At 68.2% G+C, this 14138-nt stretch carries 12 protein-coding genes and 1 pseudogene; 2 read left to right on the top strand and 11 right to left on the bottom strand.

Going from position 1 to position 14138, the window contains the following annotated elements:
- Positions 1 to 2: 2 nt before the first annotated feature.
- Positions 3 to 1367, bottom strand: a complete 1365-nt coding sequence (locus tag ACYVN4_RS33020) for an MATE family efflux transporter (protein WP_460725891.1) — start codon at positions 1365 to 1367, stop codon at positions 3 to 5.
- Between the two features lie 339 nt (positions 1368 to 1706).
- On the opposite strand from ACYVN4_RS33020, the gene ACYVN4_RS33015 reads away from it, so the two are divergent.
- Entirely contained in the window at positions 1707 to 3269 is a 1563-nt protein-coding gene (locus tag ACYVN4_RS33015) for a mucoidy inhibitor MuiA family protein (protein ID WP_460725890.1), read from the top strand.
- Positions 3270 to 3300: 31 nt separating this feature from the next.
- On the opposite strand, the gene ACYVN4_RS33010 is transcribed toward ACYVN4_RS33015, so the two are convergent.
- The gene (locus ACYVN4_RS33010; protein ID WP_460725889.1) at positions 3301 to 3873 is read right to left on the bottom strand and encodes a helix-turn-helix domain-containing protein; all 573 of its coding nucleotides are present in this window, start codon (positions 3871 to 3873) and stop codon (positions 3301 to 3303) included.
- 225 nt (positions 3874 to 4098) lie between these two features.
- Between ACYVN4_RS33010 and ACYVN4_RS33005 the strand changes: the two genes are divergently transcribed.
- The gene (locus tag ACYVN4_RS33005) at positions 4099 to 5607 is read left to right on the top strand and encodes an MFS transporter (protein ID WP_460725888.1); all 1509 of its coding nucleotides are present in this window, start codon (positions 4099 to 4101) and stop codon (positions 5605 to 5607) included.
- Between the two features lie 4 nt (positions 5608 to 5611).
- Here ACYVN4_RS33005 and ACYVN4_RS33000 read toward each other — a convergent pair whose 3' ends face one another.
- The 9 genes and pseudogenes from ACYVN4_RS33000 to rimP all read right to left on the bottom strand — a co-directional run bounded on the left by ACYVN4_RS33000 (position 5612) and on the right by rimP (position 13990).
- Complete coding sequence (locus tag ACYVN4_RS33000) at positions 5612 to 6496, bottom strand: DUF5995 family protein (protein WP_460725887.1); 885 nt, start codon at positions 6494 to 6496, stop codon at positions 5612 to 5614.
- A gap of 197 nt (positions 6497 to 6693) precedes the next feature.
- Entirely contained in the window at positions 6694 to 7683 is a 990-nt protein-coding gene (locus tag ACYVN4_RS32995; RefSeq protein ID WP_460725886.1) for a DHH family phosphoesterase, read from the bottom strand.
- 6 nt (positions 7684 to 7689) lie between these two features.
- Positions 7690 to 8142, bottom strand: a complete 453-nt coding sequence (gene rbfA / locus ACYVN4_RS32990) for a 30S ribosome-binding factor RbfA (RefSeq protein ID WP_460725885.1) — start codon at positions 8140 to 8142, stop codon at positions 7690 to 7692.
- 20 nt (positions 8143 to 8162) lie between these two features.
- Complete coding sequence (locus ACYVN4_RS32985) at positions 8163 to 8453, bottom strand: DUF503 domain-containing protein (RefSeq protein ID WP_460726807.1); 291 nt, start codon at positions 8451 to 8453, stop codon at positions 8163 to 8165.
- Between the two features lie 109 nt (positions 8454 to 8562).
- Positions 8563 to 11382, bottom strand: coding sequence for a translation initiation factor IF-2 (gene infB / locus ACYVN4_RS32980; protein ID WP_460726805.1), 2820 nt, complete (start codon positions 11380 to 11382; stop codon positions 8563 to 8565).
- A 258-nt stretch (positions 11383 to 11640) separates the two neighbouring features.
- Positions 11641 to 11715 (bottom strand): annotated as a pseudogene (locus ACYVN4_RS32975) (translation initiation factor IF-2 N-terminal domain-containing protein); the annotation flags it as partial.
- 126 nt (positions 11716 to 11841) lie between these two features.
- The gene (locus tag ACYVN4_RS32970; RefSeq protein WP_460726803.1) at positions 11842 to 12150 is read right to left on the bottom strand and encodes a YlxR family protein; all 309 of its coding nucleotides are present in this window, start codon (positions 12148 to 12150) and stop codon (positions 11842 to 11844) included.
- A 152-nt stretch (positions 12151 to 12302) separates the two neighbouring features.
- Positions 12303 to 13352: a transcription termination factor NusA gene (gene nusA / locus ACYVN4_RS32965; RefSeq protein WP_460725884.1), complete on the bottom strand. Its 1050-nt coding sequence runs from the start codon at positions 13350 to 13352 to the stop codon at positions 12303 to 12305.
- Complete coding sequence (rimP, locus tag ACYVN4_RS32960) at positions 13349 to 13990, bottom strand: ribosome maturation factor RimP (RefSeq protein ID WP_460725883.1); 642 nt, start codon at positions 13988 to 13990, stop codon at positions 13349 to 13351. The genes nusA and rimP overlap by 4 nt, the downstream gene beginning before the upstream one ends.
- Between the last annotated feature and the right edge of the window lie 148 nt (positions 13991 to 14138).

The raw sequence follows: 14138 nt of genomic DNA, 5'->3' as shown, positions 1-14138 counted from the left end.
GGTCAGGCCGCCCGGCCCGGCACTTCCGCTCCCACCCGCGCCCAGCGGCCCGACAGCGCGCGCCAACTGACGGCGATCAGGCGGAGCAGCATGAAAGCGACCAGGCCCGTCCAGATTCCGCCGATGCCCCAGTCGTAGGCCAGCGACAGCCAGATCATGGGCAGGAAGCCGATCAGCGCGGAGCCGAGGGTGGCATTGCGCAGGAAGGCGGCATCACCCGCGCCGAGCAGCACACCGTCGAGGGCGAACACGATGCCCGCCACCGGGATCATGGCGACGAAGAACCACCACACCACGTGGGTGCGATCCAGCACCGAGGGATCGGTGGTGAACAGGCGGGGAATCACCGAATAGCCGGCCGCGAAGAGGGCCGCCAACGCTACCGAGAACATGGCCGACCAAGCCGTGATCCGCCGCGCCAAACCCTGTGCGCCGCGCGCGTTTCCGGCTCCCAGTGCCGCACCCACCAGGGTTTGCGCGGCAATGGCGAGCGAATCCAGGGTCAGGGCAAGGAAATTCCAGATCTGCAGGACCAGCTGATGCGCGGCCACCGAGGCCGCGCCGAAGCGGGAGGCGACCGCCGCGGCCGAAACGAACGAGGCCTGGAACGCCAGGCTGCGCACGATCAGATCCCGGCCGAGCACCAACTGCGCCTTCATGATCGTGATGTGCGGCGCGAGCGGCACCTTCGCCCGCCACAGGGCACTCACGAACAGTCCGCCGGAGATCGTCTGCCCCACCAGGTTCGCGATCGCCGAGCCCTCCAACTCCAGGCGCGGCGCACCCAGCAGCCCGTGCACCAGCAGCGGGCACAGAATCCCCGAAACCACCAGTCCCGCAAGCACATACAACAACGGCCGCCGCGTCTGCTGCACCCCGCGCATCCACCCGTTGCCCGCCATCGACAACAGAATCAGCGGCACCCCGAACAACGCGATCCGCACCCACGACTCCGCCTTGACCGCGATATCGTCCCCACCCGCGATGGCCCGCGTAATCGGCCCGGCAAAGATCTGTACCACCAACACGATCACCAGCCCCACCCCGACCGCGATCCAACTGGCCTGCACCCCTTCGATCACGGCCCCCCGCTCATCCCCCGCCCCATGCCGCCGCGAAGCGCGCGCCGTCGTCCCGTAGCTCAGGAACGTCAACTGCGAACTGACCTGCGCCAGAATCAAACCGCCGACCGCCAGCCCGGCCAGCGCCAACCCCCCCAGCCGCCCGACCACGGCCATATCGAACAGCAGATAGATCGGCTCGGCGACCAACACCCCGAGCGTAGGAATGGCGATCCCGAGAATCCGTCGCGGCCCCGCCGCCGCGGCCTCGGCCCCACGTGCCGCGGCCAGCGAGCCGTGAGACATTCCCTCTCCCTGAGATTGCCCGATAGATCCGGGATCCTCTCCCGCGCCGTCGACCACCTCGGTGCTGCTCATCAGCTCACCATCCCACACCGACCCGACACCATTGCTCATCCGCGCCGCATCGGGAGGTACCCCCGAATCTCTCGATCTGTGGCCTTCACCAGCGCTTTTTCCATTCTGGAACAAGCATGGGGACATCGCTGCCACTCGATTCGGGACTCATAGCAGAGCAAATATATGTCCGTTTCTGCATCCGACCGACCAGCCTCATTCCCGACACGGGCACCGCCACGCACAAACGCGTCGACGTGCGACGGCCACTCGGGCAGGCTGGGGACCATGGCGGATCTCGAAACCACGATTGCGGCAGTGACGGTCTACCCGGATCGGGCCCGGGTCACCCGGTCCGGGAAAGCGACACTCGAGGCGGGTGAGCATCGGATTCGGGTGGCTCCCCTGCCGATGGAACTGCTCCGCGACTCGATTCGCGTGGCCGGGCGGGGCGAGGTGACGGTGCTCGGGGTGGATATCGTCACCGAGCGGCAGCCCGAGCCCAGTGATGAGCAGGTCGCCGAATTGACCGCGCGCAGAGACGAAGTCGATGTCGCGCTCACCGAGCTCGCCGATGCGGATCGGGCCGCGGATGCCCGGGTGGAGTTCCTGCAGCGGCTGGTGCAGAAGTCCGCCGGGCAGCTGGCCAAGGAATCCGACGAGCGGGTCGTCGCCTTCGGTGACAGTCTCGAGGCCCAGTACGCCGCTGTGCACGCCGGACGCCGCGAGCGAGCCGCCGTGCGGCAGGACAAGATTCGCGAAAAGAACTCGCTCGAACGGCGGCTGGCCGACCTGGGCCGCAAGAACCGCCCCGACGTCCGCGCCGCGATCATCACCGTCGACGCCGCCCAACCGGCCACCGCCGAATTGGAGCTGTCCTACGTGGTGCCGGGTGCGAGTTGGTCGAGCACCTACGATCTGCGCATCGACGACAACGGCCTGAGCCTTCGCTGGTTCGGCCTGGTCACCCAGCAGACCGGCGAAGACTGGCCCGAATGCCGCCTCGAACTGTCGACGGCACGCCCGGCCGTCGCCCTCGATGTCCCGGAACTGGATCCCTGGTATCTCAGCACCACCCCGCCCGAGCCGACCCGAAAGCTGTTCGCGTCCCGTTCCTACGGCGGCGCGCCGGACGGCGCCCCCTTGCCTCCGATGGCCGCCATGCCCGCCCCCGCCGGTGCGATGCCGCCCCCGCCCCCGGTGCGCGAGGCGGTCACCACCGTCGAGCACGGCGCCACGGCCGCAACCTATTCCCCGCAACGACCGGTCGCCATTGCCGCCGACGGCAGCGAGCACCGCACGCTGATCACCGCCCTCGACCTCGAGGCCGACCTGGATCATGTGACCGCGCCGATCAATTCGCCCGATGCGATCCTGCGCGCGACCGCTCGCAACACCTCCGAACACACCCTGCCCCGGGGGCGCGCGTCATTGTTCAACGACAGCGAATACGTCGGCGCGACACAGCTCGACATCTGGGCCCCGGGCGAGGAGCGCGAACTCGCGCTCGGCGTGGACGATCGCATCCGGGTGGAACGAGAACTGGTGCGCCGCAATGCTTCCAAGGCGACGCTCGGCTCGGCCCGCCGCATCGAGATGGAATACACCATCACCGTCACCAACCACGGCAAGCGGCCCACCACCGTCACTGTGCTGGACCGGTTGCCCGTCGCCCGCGACACCACGGTCACCGTCAAGGAGACCGTCCTGAAGCCGGCCCCGACAGAACGCGACGACCTCGGAATCCTCACCTGGAAACAGGAACTCGCCCCGCAGGCCGACACCACGATCACCCTCGGCTACCGGGTCGAGGCCCCCAAGGGCGTCACGATCTTCGGCCTGCCGGACTGACCCACTCGGTCCGCCCCGGCCCCGGTCGCGGTCAGTCGGCGGGTTCGTCGTCGGATCGGTGCCCGCGCCGGGCATCCCGGTCGAAGATGCCGAGGATCTCGCACGGCTTGCCTTCGGTCCCGAGGGCGTGCGGCATCATGGTGGGAAATTCGGCGGCCTGATTGGTCTCGATGCGGAAGCGGCGGTCGCCGAGCAGCAGGATCGCGGTGCCCGACAATACGACCAGCCATTCCCGGCCCGGGTGCGCGCGCATCCGGGCCGGGTTGTCCGGCGGCTGGTCGGTGAGCCGCTGCCGGACCACACTCATGCCGGGATCGCCCTTGATGGGCCAGCGCATCGTCCGATGCGCATCGATCATCGGACTGATGACGACATCCTCGTCGGCGGTCTCGACCAGTTGGTCCAGGCTGGTGTCCAGCGCGCGAGCCAGGATGACGAGCTGATCGAGCGCGAGGCGGCGCTGTCCGTTCTCGATCCGGCTCAGCGAGGACTGGCTGAGATTGGCCCGTCCGGCCAGTTCCTCGAGTGACCAGCCCTGGGCGACGCGCAGCGCGCGGATCCGCTGGCGTACGAGGCCGTCCAGGCCGCCATCTTCTTGCGTCATACGCAAGACTATATGCCTCTCATGCAAACAGTGCCTATCGTCGCTGGTACGAGCACTTGCGGAGAGGAACCCATGAGCACGAACCAGGCCGAGCAGACACCGACAACCCAGGAGCAGACACCGACAACCCAGGAGCAGACACCGACAACCGGGGAGCAGACGTCGTCAACCGGGGAGCAGACATCGGCCACCGCCGCGCAGACACTGTCTACTCACGCGCAGACAGTGTCTACCAACATCCCGGATCCCCGACGACTGCGCGCGATCCTGATCGCCGTATCGATCGCCCTGATGGCGGTCATCGCCGCGGTATCCGGACTGAACGTCGCCCAGACCCAGATGGCCGTCGAATTCGGCGCGTCCCAAAGCACGATCCTCTGGATCATCAATCTCTACACCCTCGTGCTGGCGGCCCTGCTGCTGCCACTGGGCGCACTCGGCGACCGGTGGGGCCGCAAACCCATGCTGATCACCGGACTGACCGTCTTCGGGGCCGCGAGTATCGCTGCGGGCCTGGCCCAGTCGACCGAGGTGATGCTGATCGCCCGCGCGGCCGCCGGAATCGGCGCGGCCATGATCATGCCGATCACGCTCGCCGTCATCACCGCGACCTTCCCGCAAGACCAGCGCGGCAAGGCGATCGGCGTCTGGACCGGAGTCGCCGGGGGCGGCGGCATCCTGGGCATGTTCCTGTCGGCGCTGCTCGTCGATGTCGCGGATTGGCGATGGCTGTTCGTGCTGCCCGTCGTCCTGGTACTCGCGGCCTTGACGATGACCCTGCGATCGGTGCCCAATTCTCGTGCGCACTCCCCACATTCGTTCGACGGTGTGGGCGCGCTGCTGTCGGCCGTCGCCGTGATCGGCCTCATCCTCGTCCTGCAGGAGGGCCCGGAACGCGGCTGGACCGCACCCGTGACCGTGATCGGTCTCGCCACCGGGCTCCTCGCCGCCGTCGGCTTCACCGCCTGGGAGTTGCGACGCCGCGACACCGCACTACTGGACGTGCGCCTGTTCCGTGAGCGTGGACTCGCAGGCGGATCACTCACGCTGCTGGTGGTTTTCGGCGTGCAGGCCGGTATCGCCGTCGTCCTGTTCCCGTTCTTCCAAGCCGTGCTCGGTTGGTCGGGCCTGCTGTCCACGGTGGCCATGCTGCCGCTGGCCGTCATGATGATGGCGACCTCGGGCCTGGCCCCGAAACTGGCCGCCCGCATCGGCTCCCGCGCCACCATCGCCACCGGAATCGCCTTCGCCGCCGCGGGTTCGGCGCTGATGGCCGTCTTCGTCTCGGTCGACGGCGGCTACCTGCCCGTGCTGCCCGGACTGCTCGCCATGGGTATCGGCATGGGCCTGTCCATGACCCCCGCCACCGAGGCCATCACCGGCTCCCTGCCCCGAGAGCAACAGGGCGTGGCCTCCGCACTCAATGACGTCACCCGCGAATTCGGCACCGCGCTCGGCGTCGCGCTGCTGGGCGCACTGGTGTCCGCCGGCTACCGCGACGCCATCGACCAACGCTTGCAAGGCATTCCGGCCGCCGCCGCTGACACGGCCCGCGAGGGCATCGCGAATGCCGTCGAGGTGGCCGGCAGCACCGGCTCACACGCACAGAACCTGATCCACGCCGCCCAGCAGTCCTTCATCGACGGCTGGCAGCAGGCCATGTGGGCGGGCGTCGCCGTCATGTGCGCGCTGCTCGCCGTCGTCCTCGTGCGTGGCGTCGATCAGCGGGACTGAACCCTCAGATCAGGTTGGTGGCTTCCAGACCGTCGAAAACCGTTTCGGCGGTCTGGTACATCAGCCGCATCTCGAGTGCGGTCGCATCGTGCAGGGCCGGAGTCGCGAGAGCCAGGCCGTTGGCGAAGGAAACCCCGCGCACACTCTGGAACATGACGTAGCTGGTCGCGTTCTCCCCCAGCACCGAATCGAGGGCCGGGCCCACGAAGTAAGCGTGGAAGAAGTCCGCGAGCTTCGCGCCGTACACGGCGTTCAGGTCGGCGGTGATGTTGTTGGTGGTCGCGATGAGCGAGTCACCGATGGCGAAGAAGTCGCGGGTGTGCCCGACGCGAGTTCCGGTGGCGGCGATGGCCTCCGGAAAGTCGATGTGCAGATGCGCGTCGAGCGCCGCGGCGGCCACCCGCCCGGCCGAGCGGCCCGGGTCGACGGCCAGGGCGTAGTAGCGCGCCCACTCCGGAGTGACGGTGCCGCCGGTCAGGTGGCCGTGCAGATTCACCAGGTAGATGCGGAAGAACTCGGCACTGACCGCGCGAGCCCAGGCCGGATCGTCGAAGTCGCCCCGGTCCAGGACCGGGTTCGCGTCGCGCAGGATATTGCGATAGAAGATCGCGAAGATGCCGCGGCGATCATGCGATTCGGCGAAGATCTCGGCGATCCGCTCCATGCGGCGCTGACCGTCGTGCAGGTCCGCCATGGTGGCCGGATCCGACAGCGCCACCAGCTCGGCGTTCTCGGCCGGGGTGAGGGCACGTGCGGCACTCGACTCGGCGGGCGTGGTGACTGCGGCGGAACCGCTGGGCGCGACCGGATCGGCGGCAGCGGTGGCGGTGGAGGCGGCGATCGCGGTGGCGATGGCCAGCACGAGGGCGACGCGGGTGGCTCGGACCATGACTGTTGTGACTCCCAAGGACGAATGTCCCAGCGAGTCTGCCGACCAGGCTATTTCATAGCAAATTGCGATAATCGCTGATCCGAGCCCCGAACCGGGCCGAACCATGCGGCGGCACAAGGAGATCCGCGACCCACATCCCCCGCGCCGAGCGAGCCCGCCGGTGCGGTGATTCACGCGCCGCCCGGACGGTGGGCTCAGTCACCCAAGCGGGCTTTCAGCGCCTCAACCAGGCCGTTCAGCTCGCCGACAGTGGAATAGCCTGCGGCATACCGATGCCCGCCGCCGCCGAGCGCCGTGGCCACACAGGCGACATCGACACCGAGGGTGCCGTCGGCGTTGGCGTGCGAGCGCAGGGAGACCGTCCAGTGGTTCGCTTCCGCCCGAGACTCCTTGAAGACGGCAGCGACCTGGGCTTCGGCGGTGGTGCGGATGAGGTCGATGACGGATTCGACCTCTTCGGAGCGGACGGCTTCGGTGTCTTCGCGGCGGACCACGGCGTAGACCAGGCCCGCGCCGTGTGCGGCGTCGGGGAGGAGCTGGGCCGAGGACAGCACCCTGGCCAACATGGGGAGCCAGGCGAAGGGGTGGGTGTCCATCAAAGTGCGGGTGATAGCGGCGGCGTCGATGCCGGTGGCGACCAGGCGTTCGGCCAGGGCGTGGGAGCCGGGGCGCACCCATTTGAAAGAGCCGGTGTCGGTGACCAATCCGGCGTAGAGGCAATGCGCGATATCGCGGTCGATGGGCTCACCCCAGGCCTCCAGGATGCGCGCGATCACACCCGCGGTGGATTCGGCGTTCTCGTCGATGACGTTGACCTTGCCGAAGCGGGTGTTGGAGCGATGGTGGTCGATGACCAGAGTTGTTGCGGCGCTGTCCAATCGGTCGCGCAGCGCGCCGAGGCGACCGGCGCTGCCGCAGTCCACGGAGACCAGCACGTCGACCTCGCGCGGCACCCGGTCGGCGGGCACCAGCAGGTCGGTGGCGGGCAATGACCGCATGGCGAACGGCAGTTCGGCCGGTTCGGCGAAGGAGACGACGACCGGGACCCCGCGTCGACGCAGCACCTGCGCCAGCGCCAGCCCGCTACCGATGGTGTCGGCGTCGGGCTGGACGTGGCAGAGAATCGTCACCGATTTCGCGGCCGCGAGGATCTCGACGGCCGGGGTGACATCGACGGGGGTCACGGCAGGTCAGGCTTCGTCGTCTTCTTCGTCCTCGTCGGACTTGTACGGGTCGGCGTCACCGGCGTAGCTCGCGCCCACCGACACCTGCGCCACGCGGGCGTCGACGGCACGGGCCTTGGCCAGCAGCTCTTCCATCTCGCGCGCCGCCTCGGGCACCTTGTCGAGCTTGAACGCCAGCGTCGGGGTGAACTTCACCCCGGTGCCCGCACCGACCTTGGACCGCAGGATGCCGGCGGCCTTGGCCAGACCCGCGGCGGCTTCCGCGTAATCGGGTTCGGCGTCGATGGTCTCGCCCATGACGGTGTAGAAAATCGTCGCCTCGCGCAGGTCACCGGTCACTTTGGCGTCGGTGACGGTGACGAACCGCAGTCGCGGATCCTTGATCTCGTACTCGATCGCCGTAGCGACGATGGACGAGATGCGCTTGGCGAGTCGGCGTGCTCGTGCTTGGTCAGCCATGCCGAGCCCTCCTCACTTCTTCAGTCTTCGGGTCCGAAGATGCGGCGGCGTACTGCCAGCAACTCTAACTCCGGACGATTGGCGATGTGCCGTTCACACTTGTCCAGCACCTCGGTCAGGTGGTTCATGCCGTAGCTGACCATTGCCACACCGAGCAAGGTCCGTCGATAACGGTCATGATCTCCGCCCTCGGTCACACTCACGTCGAACTTTTTCAAGTCGGCCATGATCGGGCGAATGACAGAGCGCTTCTCCTTCAGTGAATGGACATCACCGAGCAAGATATCGAACTCGAGCGCTCCGAAAAACATCTTTTCAGTCATATGAACGCGTCCCGGGGAATACGCGCACAGTTACCCGGAAAGGGAAGGGGCACAACCCCGCCGGACCCGAAGGCCCGGCGGGATCGTGTAGAGCTTCCTAGTCGCGCGGCTTTTCCCGCAGCTCGTAGGCCTCGATGATGTCGCCTTCGCGAATGTCGTTGAAGGTCAACGTGATACCGCATTCGTAGCCTTCACGAACCTCGGTCACGTCATCCTTCTCGCGCCGCAGCGACGCGATGGTCACCGTCTCCGCGACAACGACGTTGTCACGCAGCAGGCGCGCCTTGGCATTGCGCTTGACCGAGCCGGAGGTGATCCAGCAACCCGCGATGTTGCCGAACTTGGAGGAACGGAAGATCTGACGGATCTCCGCCCGACCCAGCTCGTGCTCCTCGTAGATCGGCTTGAGCAGACCCTTGAGGGCCTTCTCGATCTCGTCGATCGCCTGGTAGATGACCGAGTAGTAGCGGATGTCCACGCCTTCGCGGTTCGCCAGCTCGGTCGCCTTGCCCTCGGCACGGACGTTGAAGCCGATGATGATCGCGTTGGAGGCCGACGCCAGGTTGACGTTGGTCTCGGTGACGCCACCGACACCGCGGTCGATGACGCGCAGACGCACCTCGTCGCCGACATCGATACCGAGCAGCGCCTCTTCGAGGGCCTCGACGGTACCGGAGTTGTCGCCCTTGAGGATCAGGTTCAGCTCCGAAGTCTCCTTCAGGGCGGCATCCAGATCTTCCAGGGAGATCCGCTTGCGGCTGCGCGCGGCCAGGGCGTTGCGCTTGCGAGCGTTGCGGCGATCGGCGATCTGACGCGCGATCCGGTCTTCCTCGACCACGAGCAGGTTGTCGCCTGCACCCGGCACCGAGGTGAAACCGATGACCTGGACGGGCCGCGACGGCAGCGCCGCCACGACATCGTCGCCGTGCTCGTCGACCATGCGGCGGACGCGACCGTAGGCGTCACCCGCCACGATCGAGTCGCCGACCCGCAGGGTGCCGCGCTGGATCAGCACGGTCGCCACCGGGCCACGGCCGCGGTCGAGGTGGGCCTCGATGGCCACACCCTGCGCGTCCATGTCCGGGTTCGCCCGCAGATCCAGGGAGGCGTCCGCGGTCAGGACGACAGCCTCGAGCAGCGACTCGATGTTGGTGCCCTGCTTGGCGGAGATGTCGACGAACATGGTGTCGCCACCGTATTCCTCGGCCACCAGACCGTATTCGGTCAGCTGCTGGCGAATCTTCTGCGGATTCGCGCCTTCCTTATCGATCTTGTTGACCGCCACCACGATCGGCACATCCGCGGCCTGCGCGTGGTTGATGGCCTCCACCGTCTGCGGCATGACGCCGTCGTCGGCCGCGACCACGAGGATCGCGATATCGGTGGCCTTCGCACCACGGGCACGCATGGCGGTGAACGCCTCGTGACCGGGGGTATCGATGAAGGTGATGAGCCGGTCTTCGCCGTTGACCTCGGAGAGCACCTGGTAGGCGCCGATGTGCTGGGTGATACCGCCGGCCTCGCCCTCACGGACGTTGGCCTTACGGATGGTGTCCAGCAGTCGGGTCTTACCGTGGTCGACGTGACCCATGACGGTCACGACCGGCGGACGGATCTGCAGATCGTCCTCGTCGCCGTCGTCCTCGCCGTAGGTGAGGTCGAAGTTGGCGAGCAGCTCGCGGTCCTCGTCCTCCGGGGAGACCACGTGCACGACGTAGTTCATCTCCGAACCCAGCAGCTCGAGGGTCTCCTCGTTCACCGACTGGGTAGCGGTGACCATCTCACCGAGGTTGAACAGCGCCTGGACCAGCGAGGCCGGGTTGGCACCGATCTTCTCGGCGAAGTCGGACAGCGAGGCGCCGCGGGCGAGGCGAACGATCTCGCCGTTGCCGCGGGGCAGCCGCACGCCACCGGCGATCGGAGCCTGCTGGTTCTCGTACTCGGCGCGCTTCGCCCGCTTCGACTTACGGCCCTTGCGGGGCGCGCCGCCGGGACGACCGAAGGCACCCGCGGCACCGCCACGACCACCACCGGAACCGGGACGACCACCGCCGCCACCGCCACCGGGACGACCACGGAAGCCACCGGGAGCACCGGTGTTGCCACCCGCACCCGCACCGGCACCCTGACCACCGGCACCGGGAGCACCGCCGCCGCGGTAGCCACCGCCACCGCCGCCTCCGGGACGACCGCCACCGGCACCGCCGGGACCACCCGGACGCGCCGGACGACCGGCGCCGCCGCCACCGGGACCACCGGCCGGACGCTGAGCGCGTGCGGGCATGGCACCGGGGTTAGGACGAGGAGGCATCGAGCCGGGGCTCGGACGCGGGCCACCGGGACGGGGACCACCCTGACCTGCGGCCGGACGCGGACCACCCTGACCCGGAGCCGGACGCGGACCACCCTGACCCGGAGCCGGACGCGGACCACCCTGGCCGGGACCCGGACGGGCACCGCCCTGCTGCTGACCGGGACGCGGACCGCCCTGCTGCTGACCACCCGGACGGGGGCCACCGGGACGCGGACCGCCCTGTTGCTGTCCACCCTGCTGCTGACCACCCGGACGGGGGGCCGGGCGCGGAGCGGGACGCTCCGGAGCCGACGAGAAGGGGTTGTTGCCGACGCGCGGCGCCTTCGGGCCGGGCTTCGGGCCGGCCGGACGCGGAGCGGCCGACGGGCTCGGAGCCGCAGCGTTCGAGGCAGCGGCGTTCGGAGCCGCAGCGTTCGGCTGCGCAGCCGCTGCCGGACGCGGAGCCGGCTGCGAGGGACGCGGGGCGTCCGGACGCGGAGCCGGGGTCGCCGGGGCGGAAGACGCTGCGGGAGCAGCGTTTTCACGCACGGCGGGCTTGGGCGCGGGGCCCGGACGGACCGCCGACGCGGGGTTGGGCGCCTCGGTGCGAGCGGCCGGGGCCACCTGCTCCGCCGCGACCGGGGTCACGGGCTTGGGCGCTGCGGGGGCCGGAGCCGGGGCCGGGGCGGGAGCCGCCGGACGCGGGCCGGGACGCGGGCCGGCACCCGGGGTCGCCGGCTTGGCCGGACGCGGGGCACCGTCACCACTGGGCTTGGGGGACGCCGACTTGGCGCTTCCATTGGCGGGGGCGCTCTTGGGTGCGAGCGACTCCCGCAGGCGACGCGCGACGGGTGCTTCCACCGTCGAGCTCGCCGACTTCACGAACTCGCCCTGCTCCTTGAGCCGCGCGAGTAGTTCTTTGCTCGTGACACCGAGTTCTTTAGCCAACTCGTGCACGCGGGCCTTGCCTGCCACTGCTCTCCTCACTCAGAGGTCGAGCGCGGCAGCCCGTTTCACGACGGGACGCGCGCACGACCTCGACTAATTTCGAAGGCCGATCATTTCTGGGACTTCACGGTGTGCTCATGAGTTCTCGTGCCTGTTCTCTACGTAATGCTCCAGGGCTGAGATATCCAGATGTCCGGACACTCGTAGTGCTCTGCCGATTGCTCGACGCCGAACTGCTTGGCTCAGACAAGCGGACGTGGGGTGCAACCAAGCACCCCGTCCGGGAAGTCTGCGCCGCGGATCCGGAACGATCACAATCGTCTGCCCAGTTTCGACAGACCCTTGCGTCACGACCCGCATCAGATCGACAGCCAGCTCGCGTTGGCGACATCCGATGCAAGTCCGGACGGGTGTTGATCTTGCTGACACCCGTTCGGCACGCAGAGAAGCCGACGACTCGCGCTGAGCCTTCGTCCACTCTACCGCTGTCACGTCCCGATCTCCGCATCCGTACCCCTTGGAAGTTACCAACCTGTCATCCGAGGGGTCTGTTTCACAAATCTCGGGAGCGACCGGGCCGGATGGATCCGGCAAGATCAACCCCGGTGGGCCTCGCCGCCACCGGCCGCCGCGGCCGGGCGCACACCGCCCTGCATATCCGGTGCGGCATCGGAGCGAATGTCGATCCGCCAGCCCGTCAGACGGGCCGCCAGGCGGGCATTCTGGCCCTCCTTGCCGATGGCCAGGGAGAGCTGGAAGTCCGGAACCACGACCCGTGCGGCACGGGCGTCGGGATCGACGATGGTGACCGAGACAACCTTCGAGGGGGACAGCGCATTCCCGACGAAAGTGGCCGGATCATCGGCGAAGTCGATGATGTCGATCTTCTCGCCCGCCAGCTCGCTCATCACGTTGCGCACGCGCTGACCCATCGGGCCGATGCACGCACCCTTGGCGTTGACGCCGGGCACGGTGGAACGCACCGCGATCTTGGAGCGGTGCCCCGCCTCACGCGCCACGGCCACGATCTCGACCGAGCCGTCGGCGATCTCGGGGACCTCCAGCGCGAACAGGCGACGCACCAGGTTGGGGTGGGTGCGCGAGAGGGTGATCTGCGGGCCGCGCGGGCCGCGGGAGACACCGACCACGTAGCACTTGATGCGGTCACCGTGCTCGTAGGTCTCGCCCGGTACCTGCTCGGCGGGCGGGATGACCCCTTCCGCGCCATGGGCTTCCGAGCCGATGCGGACCACGATGGTGCCGCGGGCGTTCATCCGGGCGTCGCGCTGCACGACACCGCCGACGATATCGCCCTCGTGGGTGGCGAATTCGCCGAAGGACTTCTCGTTCTCGGCGTCACGCAGGCGCTGCAGCACGACCTGGCGCGCGGTGGTGGCGGCGATGCGGCCGAAACCCTCGGGGGTGTCGTCCCATTCGGAGATGACATTGCCGTCGGCGTCGACCTCGCGGGCCATCACGCGCACGACACCGGTCTTCTGGTTGATGTCGATGCGGGCGTTGGCCTGGTGGCCGTCGGTGTGCCGGTAGGCGGTCAGCAAGGCGGACTCGATCGCGGAGATCACGGTCTCCATCGAGATCCCCTTGTCGGCGACAATCGCGCGCAGGGCTTCGATTTCGATGTTCATTCCACGATCCCTTCGGTCAGTGAATCGGATACGGCTGCTTCTGAATCGGATCCGTCGATGTCGGTTTCGGATTCCTCCCGAGCGCCGGGCTGGGGACGGCCCGGTGCTACTCCCCCTGCGAGTTCCAGTTCGGCCGCGCCGGGTGGATTGAATTCCACTTGGACGACGGCGGATTGGATATCGGCCAGCGGCACCGTCACCCGGTGTGGCTTCCGCTTGCCGCCGAGGACCAGCGCGATATCGGTGTCGGTGGCGACACCGACGCGGGCCTCGAACGTGGTCTTGCCCTTCTCCTCCGGTGATTCGGCGCCGGGGCGTAGGACGATCTTCACCTTGCGGCCCTGGGCACGCTGCCAGTGGCGCAGGGCGGTGAGCGGGCGGTCGATGCCGGGGGTGGTGATCTCCAGCAGGTAGGGCGTCTCGCCGAAGTCACCGGCGTCGTCGAGGGTCTGCGAGATCTCCGAGCTCAGCTCCGCGACGGCGTCGAGGTCGGCGGAGCCGTCGCTGTCGACGGTCACGGTGACCTTGGAATGTGCTGTACCGGCAGCCGAAAGCGCGACGCCTTCGAGGTCGAATCCTCGGCGTTCGACGAGCTCAGCTACTAGCTGGCTCACCCTTTCCTCGGTCGGCATCGGCATGTGGGGCGGCTCCTGGTTCAGTTGTCACGGGTTGAGTTGTCGGTGTTCGTACTGGTTGGCACGGTCGGCGGGCTGATGACGCCCCGCGAAGGGCGGATGCGGCGAAATACCGTGCCGGAGGTCTAGCGTAACGCGCGGAAAGAGTGTA

The sequence above is a fragment of the Nocardia heshunensis genome, assembly GCF_054782115.1.
Note: the sequence above shows the minus strand (reverse complement) of the source record. Positions and strands in the feature narration are given on the sequence as shown.